At 74.0% G+C, this 23,083-nt stretch carries 2 protein-coding genes; both read right to left on the bottom strand.

Going from position 1 to position 23,083, the window contains the following annotated elements:
- Positions 1-8: 8 nt before the first annotated feature.
- A complete protein-coding gene (locus ACK1X7_RS28355) occupies positions 9-11,834 on the bottom strand; it encodes an amino acid adenylation domain-containing protein (RefSeq protein ID WP_413115801.1) in 11,826 nt (3,941 codons plus the stop codon).
- A gap of 156 nt (positions 11,835-11,990) precedes the next feature.
- The gene (locus tag ACK1X7_RS28350; RefSeq protein WP_413115800.1) at positions 11,991-23,012 is read right to left on the bottom strand and encodes an amino acid adenylation domain-containing protein; all 11,022 of its coding nucleotides are present in this window, start codon (positions 23,010-23,012) and stop codon (positions 11,991-11,993) included.
- Between the last annotated feature and the right edge of the window lie 71 nt (positions 23,013-23,083).

The following is a 23,083-nucleotide window of genomic DNA, read 5'->3' as shown; positions in this document are numbered from 1 at the left end:
CAATCGGGTCACTTGAGTTCCCGGAGCTTCTCGTTGAGTACGCGGCCGATCTCGGCGGCCGGTTCGGGCCGCATCAGGTACGGGTGGGCGTGAGTGATCCGCCGGTACTCGATCCGTCCGTCGACATGGGGCCGCCACCGCTCGGCGCGCCCGGCCAGGTCGGCCGCGGGCACCGACGGGTCCTCCTCGGCCACCAGCACCAGCAGGTCGCCCCGGTAGGGGGCCGGTTCATAGGCGAGGAAGAGCCGGCGGTTGTTGGCGAAGGCACGGGCCAGGGCGGCCACGTTGTCCTCGTCCAGGCTGGCCAGCACGGACTGCCGCTCCCGCAGCATGGTCACCACCTGGCCGTGGGTCAGCGGCGCGTCGCTCAGGGCGTCCACGTCGTAGCCCTCGAAGTCCAGCAGCACCCGCAGCGCGTCCTGTTCGTCCGGCAGCCGGTCGGGCAGCGGCTGGGAGCGGTCGAGCGGGTACTCGTCCAGGTTGACCAGCAGCGCCACCTCCTCGCCCGCGGCCTGGAGCAGCGCCGCCATGGCGTGGATGACCGTGCCGCCGAGCGACCAGCCGAGCAGGGCGTACGGTCCGGTGGGCTGGACCCGGCGGATCTGGGCGACATAGTCGGCCGCCATCTCCTCCAGGGTCGCGGGGAGCGCGTCCCCCTCGCCACTCAGCCCCCGGCACTGGAGCCCGTAGACCGGATGCTCGGCGTCCACGCTCCGCAGCAGCGCCGAATAGCTCCAGCTCAGCCCGCCCGCGGGGTGGACACAGAACAGCGGGGTGCGGCTGCCGTGCTCGCGCAGCGGAAGCAGCACATCGAGCGAGTCCTGTTCCGCGTCGCCGGTGAGCTTCTGGGCCAGTTCGGCGACGGTGGGCGCGGTCAGCACGGTCCGCATGCCGAGCTTCACGCCGAACGCCGACCGGATCCGGTTGACCAGGCCCATCGACATGATGCTGTCGCCGCCCAGGTCGAAGAAGCTGTCGTGGATACCCACCACGTCAAGACCGAGCGCCTCCCGGAACAGCCCGCACAGGATCTCCTCCTGCGGGGTGCGCGGGCCGCTCCACTCCCGGGGGTTGTAGTCGGGTGCGGGCAGCGCCTTGCGGTCGACCTTTCCGTTGGCGTTCAGCGGCAGCTCGTCGAGGACCATGAACGCGGCCGGGACCATATAGTCCGGGACGGCCGCGGCCAGCCGCTCGCGCACCGCGGCGGCGTCCAGCCCGCCGCCCGCCGCGCCCACCAGATAGGCGGCCAGCCGCTTGCCCGCGCCCTCGTCGGTGCGCAGCACGACCGTGGCCTGGGCCACCTCGGGGTCCCGGGCCAGCGCGGCCTCGATCTCGCCGAGTTCCACCCGGTAGCCGCGGATCTTGACCTGCTCGTCCACCCGGCCCAGGTACTCCAGTTGCCCGTCCGCGTTCCAGCGCGCCAGGTCGCCGGTGCGGTACAGCCGGCCGCCCGGCGCGCCGAACGGATCGGCCACGAACCGGGCCGCCGTCAGCGCGGGCCGGCCCAGATAGCCGCGGGCCAACTGGCCGCCGCCGATGTACAGCTCGCCGACGGCGCCGAGCGGCGCGGGCCGCAGTCCCGCGTCGAGCACATACAGCCGGGTGTTGGGGGTGGGCCGGCCGATCGGCACCGCGCCGGACGGGGTCTCCTCGCCCGGCTCCAGCCGCAGCACCGCGCAGCCGACGGTGGCCTCGGTGGGCCCGTACTCGTTCACCACGGCCACGTCCGGGTGGGCGGCGCGCCAGGGGGCCAGCGCCTCGCCCAGCAGTTGCTCACCGCCGATCACCAGCTCACGGGTCGGGGAGCACTCCGGGTCCACACCGGCCAGCAGCGGCAGATGCGACGGGGTGACCTTGCAGAACGCGGGCCGCACCCGCCCCTGCGCGGGCTGCTCCAGCTCCGCCACATGCACACAGCCGCCGGTGGTCAGCGGGCCGAACAGCGAGGTGACGGCCATGTCGAAGGAGACCGGCGAGTGCAGCAGGGCCCGCTCGCCCAGCGACGGGTACGCCTCGGCGGCGTAGTCGAGGTACTGGGCGAACGAACGGTGCTCCACCACCACGCCCTTGGGCCGCCCGGTGGACCCCGAGGTGTAGATCACATACGCGGGGCTCTGCGCCTGCCACTGATGTCCCGCGGGGGCGGGCTGACCCGCGGGAGCGGCGGGCGCGGGCCCGTCCGACGGCTGGTCCAGCAGCCGCACCGGCGCCGTCTGCGCATCCCACCAGTGACCGCCGGAACCAGCGGGCGCGGGCCCGTCCGACGGCCGGTCCAGCAGCCGCACCGGCGCCGCCGTCTCCGGCAGGCCGGGCGCGATGTCGGAGCGGGTCAGCACCAGCACCGGAGTGGCGTCGGTGAGGACGTGCGCCAGCCGGTCGGCCGGGTCGCCCGGGTCCACCGGCAGATAGCCGCCGCCCGCCTTGAGCACCGCCAGGGCGGCGATCACCAGGTCCGCCGAGCGCGGCAGGGCCAGCGCCACCAGCCGCTCGGGGCCCACCCCGGCCGCGCTCAGCTCGGCGGCCAGCCGGTCGGCGGCCGCGTCGAGCTGCGCGTAGCTGAGCGTGGTGCCGTCCGCGGCCAGCAGCGCCGGGGCGTCCGGGGTGCGGGCGGCCTGGGCCTGGAAGCGCTCGGGCACCAGGGCGCTCGGCGCGGGCCGGGCGGTGGCGGTGAACTCCTCCAGCAGCGTGCGGCGTTCGTCCGCGGCCAGCAGTTCGACCCGGTTCACCGGCTGCTCCGGCGCGCCGATCATGGCCTCGACCGCGCGCACCAGCCGGCCGCCGATGGCCTGGATCTCCTCGCGGCCGATCACATCGGGCCGGTGGCCGAAGCGCAGCCGCAGGGTGCGTCCGGGCATCGCCACCAGGCTGATCGGGTAGTGGTTGGCGTCCGAGCCGTAGGCGCCGACGATGCGCAGGCCCTCCTGGACGCCCGGCATCCCGCTGCCCTCGAGCGGATAGTTCTCGGTGACGACGATGGTGTCGAACAGCTTGTCCGTGTCGACCAGGCGCAGCACGTCCTGGAGCCCCAGGTGGTGGTAGTCCATCACCGAGGTCTGCCGGCGCTGCACCCGCTCCAGCAGCTCGGCCCAGGTGTCGTCGGCGCCGAGGGTGACCCGGACCGGGACGGTGTTGATGAACAGCCCGACCATCGTCTCCACGCCCGGGATGTCCGCCGGGCGCCCGGAGACGGTCGCGCCGAACACCACATCGGTCCGGCCGGTCAGCCGGCCCAGCACCACGCCCCAGGCCGCCTGGACGGCGGTGTTGAGGGTGACGCCGTGGCGGCGGGCCAGCGCGGTCAGCGCCTCGGTGGTGTCCTCGGGCAGTTCGACGAGGTGGTCCTCGGGAAGGGCGGCGGCCTTGTCGTCGGCGTCCGGCGCGATCAGGGTCCCGCCGTCCACACCGGACAGCACGGCGCCCCACGCCTCCCGGGCCGCCCGGTCGTCCTGCTGTCCCAGCCAGGCCAGATAGTCGCGGTACGGGGTCACCTCGGGCAGTACGGACACATCGCCACCGGAGGCGTAGAGCGCGAACAGCTCGCGCATCAGCAGCGGTCCCGACCAGCCGTCGAGCAGCAGATGGTGATTGGTCATCAGGAACCGGGCGAGACCGTCACCCATGCGGATCAGGGTGAAGCGCAGCAGCGGCGGCCGTTCCAGGTCGAACCGGCGCAGCCGGTCCTCGTCCATCAGCGCGTCCAGCCGGGCGGCCCGCTCGGCCTCGGGGAGGCCACTCAGATCCAGCTCGTGCCAGGGCAGTTCGAGGTCGCCGACGATCACCTGCACGGGGCGGCTCAGCCCCTGCTGGCGGAAGCCCGCCCGCAGGTTGGGATGGCGGCGCAGCAGGGCGGCCGCAGCCGAGCGCAGCTTGCCGGCGTCCAGCTCACCGGCGAGGTCGAGGCCGAGCTGCACCGTGTAGAGGTCCGGCGCGTCCTCGTCGAACTGGGCGTGGAAGAGCAGCCCCTCCTGCATCGGGGTGAGCGGCAGGACGTCCTCCAGCCGCTCGGGACCGGTGGACTCGACGGCCTCGATCTCGCTCTGGGTCAGCGGCACCAGCGTCAGGTCGGAGGGGCTCCAGCCACCGGCTTGCGGCCGCTCGACATGGGTGACCAGGGCGGTGAGCGCGGCCAGCCAGTGCTCGCCCAGCTCGCGGACGTCCGGCTCGCTCAGCATCTCGCCCGCCCAGGACACGTCCGCCACCAGTTGGGGGCCGTCGGGCAGATCCCTGGTCATGGCGTTGATGTCGATGGTGTGGGCCAGCGGCCGGTCGGGGTCGCTGCCGCCGTCGAGGTCGAAGCCCTCGGGCGCGGTGCTCCAGTCGGCGGGCGCCGCGTCGCCCTCCGGTCCTCCGCCGGGGAAGCGGCCCAGGTAGTTGAAGCTGATCTGCGGGCCGGGCAGCCCGGCCAGCACCGGGGCGGTCTGCGGGTTGAGATAGCGCAGCAGGCCGTAGCCGATCCCGTTGTCGGGCAGGGCGCGCAGTTGCTCCTTGACGCGCTTGAGCACCCGGCCGGCCACCGGCCCGCCCGCCCGGAACTCGGCCCAGTCGTGCGGACCGGGGTCCAGCCGCACCGGGAAGAGGGTGGTGAACCAGCCGACGGTACGGGAGAGGTCGACCCCCTCGGCCAGCTCCTCGCGGCCGTGCCCCTCCAGGTTGACCAGCACCGGGCCCTCGGCGCGGCCACGCTGGGCGCGCCACTGGGCGACGGCGGTGGCGAAGGCGCTCAGCAGGACGTCGTTGACGCGTGCGTGGTAGGCCGCGGGCACCGTGGTGAGCAGGGCGGAGGTCTGCTCGGCGGGGAGGGTGAGCATCACCCTCCTGGTCGTCGAGCCGATGTCCCGCCGCGGATCCAGGGGCCGGTCGGCCAGGGCCGGATCGGGCTCGCCGAGCGTGTCCATCCAGTACTGGAGCTCCTCGACCCGCTCCGGCCGCTGGGCGGCCTCGGTGAGCAACTGCGCCCACTCCCGGAAGGAGGTGCCGACGGGGTCGAGCCGCGGGGTGCCGCCACCGGCCTGCCCGGCCCAGGCCAGCTCCAGGTCCGGCAGCAGGACGCGCCAGGAGACGCCGTCCACCGCGAGGTGGTGGACGGTCAGCAGCAGCCTGCCGGAGCGGCCTTGGCCCGCGTCGAACCAGACGGCCTGGATCATCGCCCCGGCCTCCGGGTCGAGCCGGTCCCAGGCGCCCCTGGTCTCCTCGGCCATCCGGGCCCTGGCCCGCTCGTCGTCCAGTCCCGCGATGTCCACCCGGCGCAGGCAGTCGGCCGCCTGGACGGCGCCGCGCTCGGGCACCTCCAGATGCCACACCAGTCCGCCGGTGCGGCGCAGCCGCATCCGCAGCACATCGTGGTGGTCGAGCAGGGTCTGGAGCACCGCCCGCAGCCGCTCCTCGCCGAGATCGGCCGGGACCACGAGCATGTTGGTCTGGCTGAAGCGGTCGGGGCGGCCGCCGCGCTCCCGCATCCAGTGGATGATCGGGGTCGGCGGTACGGCGCCCACGCCCGCACCGGCCGCCACGGGCTGCCGCTGCTCGGGGGCGGCCTCGGCGGGCGGCTCCTCCGCGGCCGTGAGCTTGGCGAGACCGGCCACCGTCTTCTGCTCGAAGACGTCCCTCGGGGTCAGCTTGATGCCCGCGTTACGGGCCCGGCGGACGAGCTGGATGGACATGATGCTGTCGCCGCCGGTGTCGAAGAAGCTGTCGTGGACGCCGATCCGCTCCAGCCCGAGGACCTCGGCGAACAGCGAGCACAGCAGCTCTTCCTGAGGCGTGCGCGGCCCGTCGGTGGGGGCGGCGGCGCCGGCGTACTCGGGCTCGGGCAGCGCCTTGCGGTCGGTCTTGCCGTTGGGGGTCAGCGGCAGCGCGTCCAGCACCACGACCGCGGCGGGCACCATGTAGTCCGGCAGCGCGGTGGCCGCGTGGGTGCGCAGCTCGGCGCCGTCGAGCGGGGCGGCGCCCGCCGCGGGCACCACATAGGCCACCAGCCGCTGGTCCCCCGGGCGGTCCTCACGCACCAGCACCTCCGCCTGCGCCACCGAGGGGCGGCTCAGCAGTACGGAGCGGATCTCGCCGGGCTCGATCCGGAAGCCGTGCAGCTTGACCTGCTCATCGGTGCGGCCGAGGAACATCAACTGCCCGTCCCGGTGCCACTTGGCCAGGTCCCCGGTGCGGTACATCCGGCTGCCGGCCGGGCCGAACGGATCGGCGACGAACCGCTCGGCGCTGGTGCCGGGGCGGCCGAGGTAGCCGCGGGCGAGCCCGTCACCCGCGATGTACAGCTCACCGGCCATGCCGGTGGCCACCGGCCGCAGTTCGGCGTCCAGCACATGGACCCGGGTGTTCGGGATCGGCGTGCCGATGGGCGGCTCGGCCACTCCGGACAGCGGTGCGCTGATGGTGGCGCACACCGTGGTCTCGGTCGGGCCGTAGGCGTTCACCATCCGCCGCCCGGCCGACCAGCGGCCGGCCAGCTCCGGCGGGGTCGCCTCACCGGCGACCAGCAGGGTGGTGCCCGCGGGCACCTCGCCGTCGCCCATCACCCCGAGCGCGGCGGGCGGAATGGTCGCCTGGGTGACCCGCTGCTCGGCGAGCAGCGCGGCCAGCGGGGCGCCGGGGTCCAGGCGCTCGGCCGGCGCCATCACCAGGGTCGCGCCGACCGGCAGCGACTGGCACAGCTCGGCGAACGCCGCGTCGAAGCTCGGCGAGGCGAACTGGAGCACCCGGCTGCCCGGACCCAGCCCCAGCGCCTCGGCGTAGCCGGTGGCCAGGGCGGCGACACCGGCGTGCGAGACCACCACGCCCTTGGGCCTGCCGGTCGACCCGGAGGTGTAGATCACATACGCGGGGTGCCGCACCGACACCCACACCTGCGGCGCGGTGTCCGGCGCGCCCGCCACCCGGGCGGCCGTGGCCTCGTCGTCCACGACCAGCACCGTGGCCGAGCCGGTGGGCGGCAGGGTGGCGGCGATGGCCCGGGTGGTGACGACCACGCCGGGGCGGGCGTCGGAGAGCATGTAGGCCAGGCGCTCGGCGGGGTAGGCCGGGTCAAGCGGCAGATAGGCCGCACCGGCCTTGTGCACCGCGAGCACCGCGGCCGGCCACTCCGGCGAGCGGGGCAGCGCGAGGGCCACGAACCGCTCGGGGCCCGCGCCTTCGGCGCACAGGACGTGGGCGAGCCGGTTGGCCCGGCGGTCGAGTTCGGCGTAGGACAGCTCGCCGCCCTCGAAGGCCACCGCGGGGGCGTCGGGGTGGCTCGCCACCTGCCGGGCGAACAGCTCGGGGAAGGTGGCCCGGCCGAGGTCGGTGCGGTCCGTGTCGTTGACGCGGGCGAGCATCGTCCGCTCGTCCTCGGTCAGCACGGACAGCTCCTGTACGCGCAGTTCGGGGTCGGCGGCCACCCGCTCCAGCAGCCGCTCCAGCCGGCCGAAGAGATCCACGACGGTCCGGCGGTCGAAGAGGTCGAGCCGGAAGTCGATCAGCGCCTGCATCCCGTCCGGGCCGCCGTCGGCCGCGGTGCGCTCGTTGAAGGTGAACGCGAGGTCGAACTGGGTGGCGTTCACCGGCACCGGATACGCCTCGGCGTCGACCCCGGGCAGACCGACCGGGGCGCTGCCCGCGGCCTCGACGTTCTGCACGTTCAGCCAGATCTGGAACAGCGGGTGCCAGGCCAGCGAGCGCTCCGGGTTGAGCAGCTCCACCAGCCGCTCGAACGGCACCTCCTGGTTGGCGTACGCGGCGAGGTCGTACTCGCGGACGCGGTCCAGCAGCTCCCGGAAGGTCGGGGCGCCGGAGGTGTCGGTGCGCAGCACCAAGGTGTTGACGAAGAAGCCGATCATGCCCTCGAGCGCCTTGTCGTTGCGCCCGGCGATCGGGGAGCCCATGGGGATGTCGGAGCCCGCACCGAGCGCCGAGAGCAGCGCGGCCAGACCGGCCTGGAGCACCATGAAGAGGCTGGTCCCGGTCTTGCGGGCGACGACGGTCAGCGCCCGGTGCAGCTCCGGGGAGATGTCCATCTCGACCGTCTCGGCGGTGTAGTCCGCCCCCGGGGGCCGCGGCCGGTCCGTCGGCAGCGGCAGCACCTCGGGGATGCCCTCCAGCCGCTTGCGCCAGAAGTCCAGTTGCTGGGCGACCAGGGACTCCGGGTCGCCCTCCTCGCCCAGTACCTCGTAGTTCCACATCGTGTAGTCGGCGTACTGGGCGGGCAGCGGCTCCCAGGCCGGTGCCGCGCCCCGCACCCTGGCCAGATAGGCGGAGGTGAGATCCTCGGCCAGCGGGCCGACCGACCAGCCGTCGCCCGCGATGTGATGCAGGAGCAGCAGCAGGACGTGGTCCTCCGCGCCGATCCGGAACAGGGTCACCCGCAGCGGGGTCTCGGTCGCCAGGTCGAAGTCGCGCGCCGCCTGCTCCGCGATCGCCGCGTCCAGATCCCCCTCGGCCACGGGGGTGACGACCAGGTCGGCCGCCCCCTGCTCCGGGCTGAGGATCAACTGCCGGGCCACCCCGTCGGTTTCGGGGAAGATCGTGCGCAGCGTCTCGTGCCGGGCCGTGACGTCGCGGACGGCCGCCCGCAGCGCCTCCTGGTCCAGCGATCCGCTCAGCCGCAGGCCGATGCTGATGTTGTGGGCCGCGGCGCCGTGCTCGAACCGGTTGAGGAACCACAGCCGGCGCTGTGCGTAGGACAGCGGGATCCGCTCGGGCCGCTCCACCGCGCGCACCGGCGGCCGGGCCTCGTCGGCGCCGCGCAGCCGGGCCGCCAGCCGGGCCACCGTGGGGGCCTCCCACAGCACCCGCAGCGGCAGCTCCACGGCGAACGCCGAACGGGCCCGGCTGACCAGCCGGGTGGCGTGCAGCGAATGCCCGCCCAACTCGAAGAAGTCGTCGTGGATGCCGACCGCGGCCAGGTCGAGCGTCTCCATGAACAGCCCGCACAGGATCTCCTCCTGCGGGGTGCGCGGGGCGGCGCCGGTGGTCAGCTCGCCGAAGTCGGGCGCGGGCAGCGCCTTGCGGTCGGTCTTGCCGTTGGGGGTCAGCGGCAGCGCGTCCAGCACCATGAACGCCGAGGGCATCATGTACTCCGGCAGCCGCGCGGAGACCGCCCGGCGCAGCGCGGGCACCGGCACCGCCGCGTCCGGGGCCGCGACGACGTACGCCACCAGCCGCTGCTCGCCCGATCCGGCCTCGCGGGCCACGACCGCCACCTGGGCGACCTCGGGCACCTCGGCGAGCACGGTCTCGATCTCGCCCAGCTCGATGCGGAAGCCGCGCACCTTGACCTGGTCGTCGGTGCGGCCGGCGAACTCCAGTTGCCCGCCGTCCGTCCACCGGGCCACATCACCGGTCCGGTACATCCGGGTGCCGGGCGCGCCGAAGGGGCAGGCGACGAACCGCTCCGCGGTCAGGTCCGGGCGGCCCGCGTAGCCGCGCGCCACACCGCGCCCGGCGATGTAGAGGTCGCCGAGGACCCCGGGCGGGGCCGGTGACAGCCCGGCGTCCAGGACATAGACCTGGGTGCTCGCGATGGGCCTGCCAATGGCCGGGGGGCCGGACACCTCGGCGAGGCGGGCGGCGGTCGACCAGATGGTGGTCTCGGTGGGGCCGTAGAGGTTGGTCACCTCGGTGCCGAGTTCGCACAGCCGGGAGGCGAGCCCGGCGGGCAGCGCCTCACCGCCGACCAGCACCCGCAGCCCGGAGAGCGCCTCGGGGTGCTGGGACACCAGCGCCTGCCACAGGGTGGGGGTAGCCTGCATGACCGAGACGCCGGTGCTCCCCAGCAGTGCGGCGAGCCTGGGGACGTCGATCACCTCGTCCCGGGTGGCCAGGACCACCCCGGCGCCGGACACCAGCGGGGTGTACAGCTCCAGGCCCGCGATGTCGAAGGCGATGGTGGTCACCGCGGCCAGCCGGTCCCCGGGCCGCAGGGCGAACCGGTCCCGCATGTCCTGGACGAAGTTGGTGAGGTTGTCCCGGGTGACGACGACGCCCTTGGGGCGGCCCGTGGAACCCGAGGTGTAGATGGTGTACGCGGGGTGGTCACCCGCCACCGGGGCGAGCCCCGGGGTCTCGCCGGACAGGGCGGCCAGCCGGTCGCGGACCGCCGGGTCGTCCAGCAGCACCCGCGCCACCCCGTCGGCCGCGGGCACCGAGGCCACCGAGGAGTCGGTCACCACCACCGCGGGCGCGGCGTCGGTCATGATGTACTCGACGCGCTCGGCCGGGTATTCGGGGTCCAGCGGGATGTACGCACCGCCGGTCTTCCCCACCGCGAGCAGCGTGGCCACCAGGTCCGCCCCGCGCGGCAGCGCCACCGCCACCCGTGTCTCGGGGCCGACGCCGAGCCCGGACAGCAGCCGGGCCAGCCGGTTGGCGCGGGCGTCCAGTTCGCCGTAGGACATCTCGGCCCCGTCCGCGACCAGGGCCACCGCCGACGGGTCGGCCGCCACCGCGGCCTCGAACAGCTCGGGCACCGAGGTCTGCGGTGCCCCGGCGTCGGGCTCGTTCCAGTTGTCCAGGACGGTGCGCAGCAGCTCGGGCGCGAGCACTTCGGTGCGGCCCACCGGGAGGGACGGGTCCGCCTCGATCCGCTCCAGCATCCGGCAGAAGCCGTCCAGCAGGGCCCGCGCCCGCTCGGCCGGGTACAGATCGGGCCGGTAGCCCAGGCGCAGCCGCAGGGTGGGGCCGGGGGTCGGGAACAGGGTGAGCGCGTAGTGGGTGGCGTCCTGGCCGGTGATGTCGGTGATCCGCGGCCCGTCGGTCTGCTCGGTGATGCCGTCGGAGTCCAGCGGGTAGTTCTCGAAGACGACCAGGGTGTCGAAGAGTTCACCGGTGACCGGTGTGGACTCCTGCACGGCGGACAGCGGCAGATGGTGGTGGTCCAGCAGCGCGGCCTGCTGGCGCTGGACCGCCGTCAGCAGCTCGGTCCAGGGGGCGCCGTGGTCCACCCGCACCCGGACCGGCAGGGTGTTGATGAACAGCCCCACCATGGACTCCACCCCGGGGATGTCCGCCGGGCGCCCGGAGACGGTGGCGCCGAACACCACATCGCCGCGGCCGGTGAGCCGCCCGATCAGCACGCCCCAGGCGCTCTGCACCAGCGTGTTCAGGGTGACACCGGCGGAGCGGGCGAGCTCGCCGAGCCGGGCGGTGAGGTCCGCGGGCACCTCGGCGACCAGGTCCTCGGGCAGCACCTCGGCGCCGGGACTCGCGTCGGGCACCAGAAGCGTGGGCGAGTCCACCCCCGCCAGCGCCTCATGCCAGGCCCGCCGCGCCGCGGCCTTGTCCTGCCGGGCCAGCCAGGCGAGATAGGTGCGGTAGGGGGTGACCGGCGGCAGGGTGGTGTCCTCGCCGCCCGCGCGGTAGTGCTGGAACAGCTCCTGCATCACCAGCGGGGCGGACCAGCCGTCCAGCAGGATGTGGTGGGAGGTGAGCACCAGCCAGAAGGCGTCGGCCGCGACCTTGATCATGGTGACCCGCAGCAGCGGCGGCCGCTCCATGTCGAAGCTCCGCTTGCGGTCCCCGGCGGCGAACTCCCGGACCTTCGCCCGCTGCTCCTCCTCGGAGACATCGCTGAAGTCCAGCTCGGTCAGCGGGAGTTCGAGGTCCCGGAGGATCACCTGCATCGGCTCACCGGTCTTGCGGCGCCGGAATCCCGCGCGCAGGCTCGCGTGCCGCCGCATCAGCGTGGCCGAAGCGCGGCGCACCGCCGGGGCGTCCACCGGGCCCTGGATCCTCACCGCCAACTGGACCGTGTAGACGTCGAGCGCGTCCTCGGAGTACTGCGCGTGGAAGAGCAGCCCTTCCTGGAGCGGCGACAAAGGCAGAAGGTCCTCGATACGTGTCTGCTTCACTGCACAGGCTCCCTGGGCGTCTTCGTGATGCGATGTGTGACGAGTGCGCAGTCGGATCGGCGGGGCCCTTCCCGCCCGTCGACGAGGCCCGCCGATCCGACCGTAATGGCGCTGCGGCCCGGCGAAAGCCGCAGATAAACAACTCGGAAGTGGGTGCTACTGCCAGTCGTCCAGTTCGCTCGCGAGCTGGTCCAACTCGTCCTGGCTGACGTCGATCAGATCCATGTCGGAGGGGGTGTGGCGGACGCCCTGCGGAGTGTCGGCATGGCGGGCCAGCGCCTCCAGCGCCCGGATCCACGCCTGTGCGAGGTCCCGCACCACGTCCTCCTCCAGCAGCGCCGAGGGCCACTGCCAGAGCACCGACAGCTCGGGTCCGTCCGGGCGGTCCTGGGTGGACGCGGTGATCTCCAGTGCGTGGGCGACCGGCATGTCCGGGTCCTCGCCGCCGACGGCGCCCGCCTCGGGGGCGAGCGCCCAGTCGGCGGCCTCGGGCGTGCCCGAGGAGTCGAACCGCCCCAGGTAGTTGAACCCGATCTGCGGCTCGGCCAGGCCCCGCAGCGAGGGCGCGGTGTCCGGGTTGAGATGGCGCAGCAGGCCGTAGCCGACGCCGTTGTCGGGCACCTGGCGCAACTGCTCCTTGATCCGGGCCAGGACGTCGCCGACGGTCGCCCCGCCGCTCCACACCTGGCCCCAGTCGATCCGCCCGGGGTCCAGGAACACCGGGTACATGCTGGTGAACCAGCCGACCGTACGGGAGAGTTCGGCGTGCTCGGCGATCTCCTCGCGGCCGTGGCCCTCCAGCGCCACCAGCAGCCCGCCGGTGGCCCCGCCGAAGCGCCGGCGGCGCCAGTCGGCCACCGCCAGGGTCAGCCCGGTGAGCAGCACATCGTTGACCGACGCGTGGAACATCTCGGGCAGCCGGGTGAGCAGGGTCCGGGTGGTGTCCGCGGGCAGCGCCAGGGTGATCGCGCGCTGGGTGCGGGTGAGGTCCCTGGACGGGTCGACGGTCAGCTCGGCCAGCGGCTCCGGGGCCTGGGCGAGCCGGCCGCGCCAGCCCGGGAGTTCGGCGATCCGCTCCGGCCGTACGGCTTCCTCGGCCAGCGTCCGCGACCAGCGGCGCAAGGAGGTGCCCACCGGGTCGAGCGCGGGGGTGCGCCCGTCCCGTACCGCCTCCCAGGCCCGGGCCAGGTCCGGCAGCAGGATCCGCCAGGAGACGCCGTCCACGACGAGGTGGTGCAGCGAGAACCACAGCCTGCCGCGCTCACCGGGCCCGGCGTCGAACCATACGAACTGGGCCATCGTGCCGTCCTCGGGGGCGAGCCTGCCCACCGCCGCGTCGCTGTGCTCGGCGAGGCGGGCGCGGCGCGCCGCGTCGTCCAGGCCGGTGAGGTCGACCCGCCGGATCAGCTCCGCGGCGCGGACCGCGCCGCGGGCCGCCACCTCCAGCGACCATTCCCCCTCGCTCCGGCGCAGCCGCGCCCGCAGCGCGTCATGGTGGTCCAGCAGCGTCTGCACGGCGGTGACCAGCCGGTCCAGGTCCAGCTCTGCGGGCGTCTGGAGCAGCATCGACTGGTGGAACCGGCCGATGGGCCCGTTCCGCTCGCTGAGCCAGTGCAGGATCGGGGTCGCGGGGATCTCCCCGATACCGGCGTCCGGGTCCTCCGCCTCGGCCTCGGGGACGGTGCCCGCGGCGGCCGCGAGGGCCGCGACGCTCTGGTGGCGGAAGACGTCCTTCGGGGTGAAGACCAGACCCGCGGCACGCGCCCTGGCCACCAACTGGATCGAGACGATGCTGTCGCCGCCCAGGTAGAAGAAGCTGTCGTCGACGCCGACTTCCTCGACCCTGAGCCCCAGCACCTCCGCGACCAGCCCGCGCAGGATCTCCTCACGGGCGCCGCTCGGCGCACGGGAGGTGCCGCCCTGCTCCGGTGCGGGCAGCGCCTTGCGGTCGATCTTTCCGCTGGTGGTCAGCGGAAGCGTCGCCAGCGTCACGAACGCCGCCGGAACCATGTAGTCGGGCAGCCGTCGCGCCAGCCCGGCCCGCAGGGCGTCGATGTCGAGGTCGCCCGCCCCGGCGGTGGGCACCACATAGGCCGTCAGCAGCCGCACCCCCGGGCGGTCCTCGCGCACGATGGTGGTGGCCTGGTGCACATCGGGGTGGTCGGAGACGGCCGCGGTGATCTCACCCAGCTCGATCCGCAGCCCGCGCAGCTTCACCTGGTCGTCGGTGCGCCCGACGAACTCCAGCTCGCCGTCGGCGCGTCGGCGCACCAGGTCGCCGGAGCGGTACATCCGCGATCCGGGCGGCCCGAACGGGTCGGCCACATAGCGTTCGGCGGTCAGCCCGGGGCGGCCCAGATAGCCGCGGGCCAGCGAGACGCCCGCGATATGCAACTCACCCACGCAACCGAGCGGCACCGGGCGCAGCCGCTCGTCCAGCACATGCAGCCGGGAGTCGGCGACGGGCGCGCCGAGCGCCGGTACGGCGTCGTCGGTCAGCAGCCCGCTCATCGCCGCCACACAGGTGGTCTCGGTCGGGCCGTACACATTGTGCAGCCGCACCGTGTCCCGCCACCGGCCGATCAGCTCCGGTCCGAAGGACTCACCGCCGACGACGATCTCCATGCCCTCGGGCAGCCCGCCCTCGGGCAGCGCGGCCAGGGAGGCGGGGGTGATGAAGGCGTGGGTGACGCCGTACTCGGCGCACAGGTCGAGATACGCCTGTCCGGCGGTGGGCCGCTCGGCCGGGACGACCACCAGCGCGCCGCCCACCAGCAGGCTCATGGCCAGCTCCAGGAACGCCGCGTCGAAGCTGGCCGAGGCGAGCTGCGGCACCCGGGCGCCCGGGCCGACGCCCGCCCGCTCCACCAGCGTCGCGCACAGGTGTGCCACTCCGGCGTGGGTCACGGTCACGCCCTTGGGCCGGCCGGTCGATCCGGAGGTGTAGATGACATAGGCGGGGTGCTGGGGCGACAGGGCGACGGCGGGCACGGACGCCTCGGGCGCGTCGGCCGCGTCGGAGGGCTGCGTCGCGTCCAGCGCGTCGACCAGCGCCGTGGGCACGGTGGTGCGCGGCAGCCGTCCGGCGACGGCGCCGGAGGTCAGCAGCAGGGCGGGCTCGGCGTCGTCGAGCATGTACCCGATGCGGTCGCCCGGCAGCTCCGGGTTGATCGGCAGATAGGCCGCCCCCGCCCGTACCACCGCGAGCAGCGAGACGATCAGCTCCGGCGACCGCGGCAGTGCCACCGCCACCAGCTTCTCCGGTCCCGCTCCCCGCGCGGCCAGCGCCCGGGCGATCCGCCCGGCCCGCGCGTCGAGTTCGGCGAAGGTCCAGGTGCCCTCCTCGGTGAGCAGGGCCGGTGCGTCCGGGGTGCGGGCCGCCCAGCCGGCGAACAGCTCCGCCATGGTGGCCGGGGGCACCTCACGGACCGCGGCGTCGTTCCACTCCTCGACGATCCGGTGGCGCTCCCCGGGCAGCAGTACGTCCAGCCCGTCCACCGGTGCCGACGGATCGGCGACGGCGGCGGCCAGCAGCCGCGCCAGCCGGTCCACCAGCATCCGCACCGTGTCCCGTTCGAACAGATCGGTGCTGTAGGTGAGCGCCCCCTCGATCCCCGCGGGCTCGCCGTCGTCCCGGTGGGTCTCCGACAGGGTGAAGGACAGGTCGAACTTGGCCACGTCATGGCCGATCGGCTGCGGCCCCGCGACCACCCCGGGCAGGTCGACCCGGCCCTCGGCGGTGTTCTGGAACGCCAGCATCACCTGGAACAGCGGATGCCGGGACGCCGAGCGCTCGGGGTTGATCAGCTCGACCAGCCGCTCGAACGGCAGGTCCTGGTGGGCGTACGCGGCCAGGTCGGTCTCCCGCACCCGCTCCAGCAGTTCGGCGAAGGTCGGGTCGCCGGAGACATCGGTGCGCAGCACCAGCGTGTTGACGAAGAAGCCGACCAGATCGTCCAGGGCGTCGTCGGTGCGGCCCGCGATGGCCGTGCCGAGCGGGATGTCGGTGCCCGCGCCGAGCCTGCTGAGCAGCGCGGCCAGACCGGCCTGGACGGCCATGAAGAGGCTGGCCCGGTGCTCCATGGCCAGGTCGCGCAGGCCGCGGTGCACCTCGGCGTCGAAGCGGAAGGTGACCATATCGCCGCGGTAGCTGATGGCGGGCGGACGGCGGTGGTCGGCGGGCAGCGCCAGCTCCTCCGGCGCCCCCTCCAGGGCCGACTGCCAGAACGCGGCCTGCCGGGAGATGGTGCTGTCCGGGTCGTCCTCGCTGCCCAGCACCTCGTGCTGCCACAGCGTGTAGTCGGCGTACTGCACCGGCAGCGGGGTGAACTCCGGGGCCCGGCCCGCGCCGCGGGCCGCGTAGGCGGCGGACAGATCGCGGCCCAGCGGGGCCATGGACCAGCCGTCGCCCGCGATGTGGTGGACCACCAGCGCCAGGACGTGCTCGGTGCGGCCGAGCGCGAACAGCCGCGCCCGTACCGGGATCTCGGTGGCGATGTCGAAGGCGTATCCGGCGGCCTCGGTGAGCGCCGCCTCCAGACCGGCCTCGGTGACCTCGGATACCGGCAGTTCGGGCACCACGTCCAGCACGACCTGGCGGGGGCGGCCGTCGATCTCCGGGAAGACGGTGCGCAGGCTCTCGTGGCGGGCGACCACATCGGCCAGCGCCGCGCGCAGCGCCTCCCGGTCCAGCTCACCGGTCAGCCGCAGGGCCATCGGCAGGTTGTAGGTGGCGCTCGGCCCCTCGAACCGGCCCAGGAACCACAGCCTGCGCTGGGCGAACGACAGCGGCACCTCCTCCGGCCGCTCCCGCGCGGTCACCGCGCGCCGCGCCCCGCCCGCCTCGCCGATCAGCCCGGCGAGTCCGGCGGGCGTCGGCGACTCGAACAGGTCGCGCACGCTCAGCTCGGCGCCCAGGGCCGTACGGATCCGGCTGGTCAGCCGGGTGGCGAGCAGTGAATGGCCGCCGAGGTCGAAGAAGTTGTCGTCCACTCCGGCCTCGGGCACCCCGAGCACCTCGGCGAACAGCCCGCACAGCGCGGCCTCCCGCGGGGTGGCGGGCTCCCGCCGCTCGGCGTCCTCCCGTACCGGCGCGGGCAGCGCCCGGCGGTCCAGCTTGCCGTTGGGGGTCAGCGGCAGCGCGTCCAGGGCGACGAACGCGCTGGGCACCATGTACTCGGGCAGGGTGGTGGCCAGGTGCTTGCGCAGTTCGGCCGGGGCCGGGGCGGTCCGCCCGGTCACCGGGACCAGATAGCCGACGAGTTGGGGCGCCCCGGGCCGGTCCTGCCGGGCCAGGACGGCCACCGAGGCGACGTCGGGGTGGGCGGCCAGCGCCGTCTCGATCTCGCCCAGCTCGATCCGGAAGCCGCGCACCTTGACCTGGTGGTCGGCGCGCCCCACGAACCGCAGTTGGCCGTCCCGGTCCCAGCGCACCAGGTCTCCGGTGCGGTAGAGCCGGGACCCGGCCGGGCCGAAGGGGTCGGCGACGAAGCGCTCCGCGGTCAGGCCCGGCCGCTTCAGATAGCCGCGGGCCAGCCCGGTGCCGGCCAGATACAGCTCTCCGACGACCCCGGCGGGCACCGGGCCGAGCGCGTCGTCCAGCACATAGACCCGGTCGTTCCACACCGGGCGGCCGATGGGGGCCGCGGCGGGCCAGTCCGCCGGGTCGGCGGGCAGCGTGGTGCCGGTGACCACATGGCTCTCGGTGGGGCCGTAGTGGTTGTGCAGCCGCAGCCACGGGCGCCCCGCGCCGAAGGCGCGCAGCCGCGGGGTGAGCGCCAGCGCCTCGCCCGCCTGGGCGATCACCCGCAGCTCGCCGAGGGCGGCACCGCTCTCCAGGGCGGCCTCCGCGACGGCGTCCACCACCAGGTTGGGGGCGTACAGCTCATTGATCCGCCGCTCCTCCAGCCACCGGGTGAGGGCGGCGGCGTCGCGGCGCACGGCGTCGTCCGGGACCACCAGCGTCTTGCCGGTGAGCAGGGTGGCCAGGATCTCCTGGGCGGAGACGTCGAAGCTGATCGCGGTGAACTGGGCGACCCGCGTCCCGGCGCCGCCGCCGATCTCGCCGTGGTGCCAGGCGACCAGGTTGGCCATGGCGCCCGCGGGCATCACGACGCCCTTGGGGCGGCCGGTGGAGCCGGAGGTGTAGATGACATACACCGGGGCGGCCGGATGGAGCGGACGCGGCCGGTCGGCGTCGGTGGGGTCGGTGTCCGACCGCGCGGCCAGCGCCTCGGCGCTCTCCGGCTCGTCCAGCGCCAGCACCGGTGCCCGCACCCCGTCCGGCAGCACACCGCCGCGGGTCAGCACCACGGCGGGGGCCGCGTCGTCGAGCATGAAGGAGACGCGCTCGGTCGGGTACTCCGGGTCGATGGGCAGATACGCCGCCCCGGTCTTGACCACGGCCACCACCGCGACCAGCAGGTCCACCGAGCGCGGCAGCGCCACGCCGACGGTGTCCTCGGGTCCGATGCCCCGGTCGAGCAGCAGCCGGGCCAGCCGGTTGGCGCGGGCGTTGAGCCCGGCGTACGACAGCTCGGTGTCCCCGTGCACCACGGCCGGGGTGCCGGGAGTCGCGTGGGCCTGCCGCTGGAACAGCTCCGGCAGCGCCGCGCCGTCGAGGGTGTGCGCGGTGTCGTTGTACGCGGTGAGCAGCCGGTGCCGCTCCATCAGGTCGAGCAGGTCAAGGGAGCCGATGGGCCGCTTGGGGTCCTCGGCCGCCGCAGCGAGCACCCGCACCAGCCGGTCGGCGAGGTCCGAGGCCGTCTCCCGGTCGAACAGGTCGGTGCTGTACTCGATCCGGCCGGCGATGCCGTCGGGGGCGCCGTCGGCCGTGCGCTGCTCGACCATCCCCACGAACAGGTCGAACTTGGCCATTTCACCGAGGTGCTCGTAGGGCTCCACCCGCAGCCCGGGCAGCACCAGTTCGGCCGGGCGGTTGTTCTGCACGGTGAACATCACCTGGAACAGCGGGTGCCGGGCCAGCGACCGCTCCGGGTTCAGCTCCTCCACCAGCCGCTCGAACGGCACGTCCTGGTGGGCGTAGGCGGCCAGGTCCGTCTCGCGGACGCGCTGGACCAGTTCGCGGAAGCTCGGATCGCCGGAGGTGTCGGTGCGCAGGACGAGCGTGTTGAGGAAGAAGCCGACCAGTCCGTCCATGGCGTCGTCGCCGCGGCCCGCGATGGGCGTGCCGATGGGGATGTCCGTACCGGCCCCGGACCGCGACAGCAGCACCGAAAGCCCCGCCTGGAGCACCATGAACAGGCTGGCCTGCGAGGTGCGTGCCACGGTCAGCAGCCGCTTGTGCAGCTCCTGGTCCAGTTCGAAGGTGACCGTGTCGCCCGCGTATCCGGCCACCGCCGGACGCGGCCGGTCCACCGGCAGGTTGAGCTCCTCCGGCATCCCCGCGAGGGTGTCGCGCCAGAAGGCGAGCTGCCGGGCGATCGGGCTGTTCTCGTCCGCCTCCTCGCCCAGCACCCGCTGCTGCCACAGCGAGTAGTCCGCGTACTGCACCGGCAGCGGCTCGAACCGGGGCGCCTCGCCCGCCAGCCGGGCCGCGTAGGCGACCGAGACATCGTGGCCGAAGACGCCGAGCGACCAGCCGTCGCCGACGATGTGGTGCATCACCACGAGCAGCAGATGGCTGTTCGGGCCGGTGCGGAAGACCCTCACCCGCAGCGGGATCTCCTCGGCCAGCCGGAATCCGACCGCCGTCTCCTCGTTCAGCGCCCGGCGCAGCCGCTCGGGTTCGGCGTCGCCGAGGTCCACCACGGACAGGTCGAGCCTGGCCCGCTCCGGGTCCAGCACCCGCTGGTACGGATCGCCGTCCACGTCGGGGAAGACCGTGCGCAGGCTCTCGTGCCGGGCCACCACGTCCTGGAAGGCCAGGCGCAGCGCGGCCAGGTCCAGTTCGCCGGTCAGCCGCACGGTGAGCGGGACGTTGTAGACCGACTGGGAGTCCTCGAAGCGGTCCAGGAACCACAGCCTGCGCTGGGCGAAGGACAGGGGTATCCGCTCGGGCCGCTCACCGGCCTCCAGCGCGGCGCGGCCACCGGTGGCCCGGTCCAGCCCGCGGGCGATGGCCGCCGGGGACGGGGTCTCGAAGACCGTGCGCAGCGACACCTCCACGCCGAAGATCGCACGCGTCCTGGTGACCAGCCGGGTGGCCAGCAGCGAGTGGCCGCCCAGTTCGAAGAAGTCGTCGTCCACGCCGACCTCGGGCACCCCGAGCAGCTCGGCGAAGAGTGCGCACAGGATCTCCTCCTGCGGGGTGCGCGGCCCGCGCCCGCCCAGCTCGGCGGCGCTGTCGGGCTCCGGCAGCGCCTTGCGGTCCAGCTTGCCGTTGGGCGTCAGCGGCAGGTCGTCCAGGGCGACGAAGGCCGAGGGCACCATGTACTCGGGCAGCGAGGCGGCCACCTGTTCGCGCAGCTCGGTGACGGCCGGCACCTGGGCCCCGGCCACCGGCACCAGATAGGCGACGAGCCGCTTGTCGCCCGGGGTGGGTTCGCGCACCACGACCACGGCGCGGTCGACGGCCTCGTGCGCGGCCAGGCGCGACTCGATCTCGCCGGGCTCGATACGGAAGCCGCGGATCTTCACCTGGTCGTCGGCGCGGCCCGCGAACTCCAGTACCGCGCCGTCGCCTTCGGCCCGCCAGCGCACCAGGTCGCCGGTGCGGTACATGCGGGTGCCGTCGGTGGCGAACGGGTCGGCGACGAAGCGCTCGGCGGTGACACCGGGCCGGTTCAGATAGCCGCGGGCCAGGCACGGCCCGGAGACATACAGCTCACCGGTGACGCCGCGCGGCACGGGCCGCAGCGCGCCGTCGAGCACCCGCAGCCTCGCGGTGCTAAGGGCGGTGCCGATCGGCGGCGTACCGGCGCCGTCGAGGGGGTCGCTCATCGAGGCGCAGACCGTGGTCTCGGTGGGGCCGTAGGCGTTGAACATGCGGCGGCCCGCGGACCAGGCTTCGACCAGTTCGGGCGCGGTCGCCTCACCGGCCACCACCAGCACCCGCACGGTGGGCAGATCGCCGGGGGCGAGCACGGCCAGCGCGGCGGGCGGGATGGTGGCGTGGGTGACGTCGTGCTCGGCGGCCAGTGCGGCCAGCGCCCGGCCGGGCCGCAGCCGCTCGGCCGGGGCGAGCACCAGCGTGGCGCCGGTCAGCAGACCCATATAGGTCTCCCAGACCGCGGCGTCGAAGCTGGGCGAGGCGAACTGGAGCACCCGGCTGTCGGGGCCGACCCCGAACCGTTCGACATGGGTGGTGACAAGCCCGGCCAGACCGCGGTGGGTCACCACGACGCCCTTGGGGCGGCCGGTGGAGCCGGAGGTGTAGATGACATACGCGGCGCCCGCCGGTGTCACCGTGCCGAGCAGCTCCCGCGGGCCGGGCGCGGAGTCCGGCCGGTCCGCGATCCGCCGGACGGTGTCCGGGTCGTCCAGCGGGAGCAGCGGCGCGGTGCACGCCCGCGGGATCAGCTCGGCCGCCCCGGTGGTGGTCAGCACCAGTGCCGGGGCCGCGTCGGTGAGCAGATAGGCGATGCGCTCGGCCGGATAGGAGGTGTCCACCGGGAGATACGCGGCACCCGCCTTGAGCACCGCCATCATGGCGATCACCAGCTCGGGCGACCGGTCCAGGGCGAGGGCCACCACCTTCTCGGGGCCGACCCCCCGCTCGATCAGCTCGCGGGCCAGGCGGTTGGCGCGGCGGTCCAGCTCGGCGTAGGTCAGCGTCGTGCCCTCGTAGGCGAGCGCGACGGCCTCCGGGTGGCGGCGCACCCGCTCGGCGAAGAGCTGGGGGATGGTCTCCCCGGCGGGCAGCGGCCGGGCGGGTATGCCCAGCCCCAGCAGTTGGTCGCGCTCGGCCCCGGAGAGCAGCGGAAGCCCGCCCACCGACTGCCCGGGGTCGGCGGCGAACGCCTCGAACAGGCGGCGGAACCGCTCGCCGAGCGCCGCGATGTCCGCCTCCCGGAAGATCTCCGGGCGGTAGCGGAAGTGCAGCCGCAGCTCCTCGCCGGGCAGCGCGGCGATGCTCAGCGGATAGTGGTTGGCGTCGGTGCCCTTGGCGCCCGTCATGGTGAGGTCGCCGGGCAGCTCGGGCAGGTCCTCCCCGCCCATCGGGTAGTTCTCGGTGACGGTGAGGGTGTCGAAGAGGGTGCCGTGCCCGGCGGCGCGCTGGATGTCCGGCAGGCTGAGGTGGTGGTGGGCCATCATTCCGGCGGACTGGCTCTGCACCCCGCTCAGCAGCGACAGCAGGGTGTCCCGGGGGCTCATCCGCACCCGGATCGGCACCGAGTTGATGAACAGCCCGACCATGTGTTCCGCGTCGGGCAGTTCGGCGGGACGGATGGACACCGTGGAGCCGAACACCACGTCGTCCCGCCCGGTGAGCCGGCCCAGCAGCAGCGCCCAGATGCCCTGGAACACGGTGCTCAGGGTGAGGTCGTTGCGGCGCGCGGTCTCCCGCACCCGGGCGCCCAGCTCCGGCGCCATGGTGACGACCAGCTCGGCGGGCGGGGCCTCGGCCCCGGTGTCGCCCGGCGCGATCAGCGTCGGCTCCTCGACACCGGCGAGCACCGAGCGCCAGGCGCCCTCCGCCGCGACCCGGTCCTGCCGGCCCAGCCAGCTCAGACAGTCGCGGTACGGGGTCACCCGCGGCAGCCCGGAGGCGTCACCACGGCGGTGGTAGATCTCGAAGAGCTCGAACAGCAGCCGTGCGGTGGACCAGCCGTCCAGCAGGATGTGGTGGGCGTTGAACAGCAGCCGGTGGGTGCGCTCCCCCAGCCTGATCAGGGTGAAGCGCAGCAGCGGCCCGGCCGACAGGTCGAAGCGGTGGCCCGCCTCCTCGGCGGCGAGCCGCTCGGCCTCACGCTCCCTGGCCGGCCCGGCCAGCCCGGACAGGTCGAACTCCCGCCAGGGCACCTCCACTTCGCGGGGGATCACCTGGACCGGGCGGCTCAGCTTCTCGTAGCGGAAACTGGCCCGCAGATTGGCGTGCCGGCGCAGCAGAGTGGCCACCGCGTCGCGCATCACCCCGGCGTCCAGGGCGCCGTCGAGATCGATCAGGATCTGTGCGACATAGACATCGAGCTGCTGCTCCCCGTACAGGGTGTGGAACAGCAAACCCTCCTGAAGCGGCCACAGCGGAAGGACGTCATCGATGGCTGCTCGCGTCATTATGGAAATCTCCACTCGTCATTCCGGGGTCACCGAAAAGGATTCGGCGACCCGCCACCCGCCGTGATCGT

Origin of the sequence: Streptomyces sp. CY-1, from assembly GCF_047218265.1 — a bacterium.
Classification (GTDB): domain Bacteria; phylum Actinomycetota; class Actinomycetes; order Streptomycetales; family Streptomycetaceae; genus Streptomyces; species Streptomyces niphimycinicus.
This window is presented reverse-complemented; position numbering and strand designations above follow the sequence as displayed.

Bases quoted from the DNA above. Each gene is read 5' to 3' on its own strand.
- ACK1X7_RS28350 (WP_413115800.1), bottom strand. From the start codon at position 23,012: ATGACGCGAGCAGCCATCGATGACGTCCTTCCGCTGTGGCCGCTTCAG.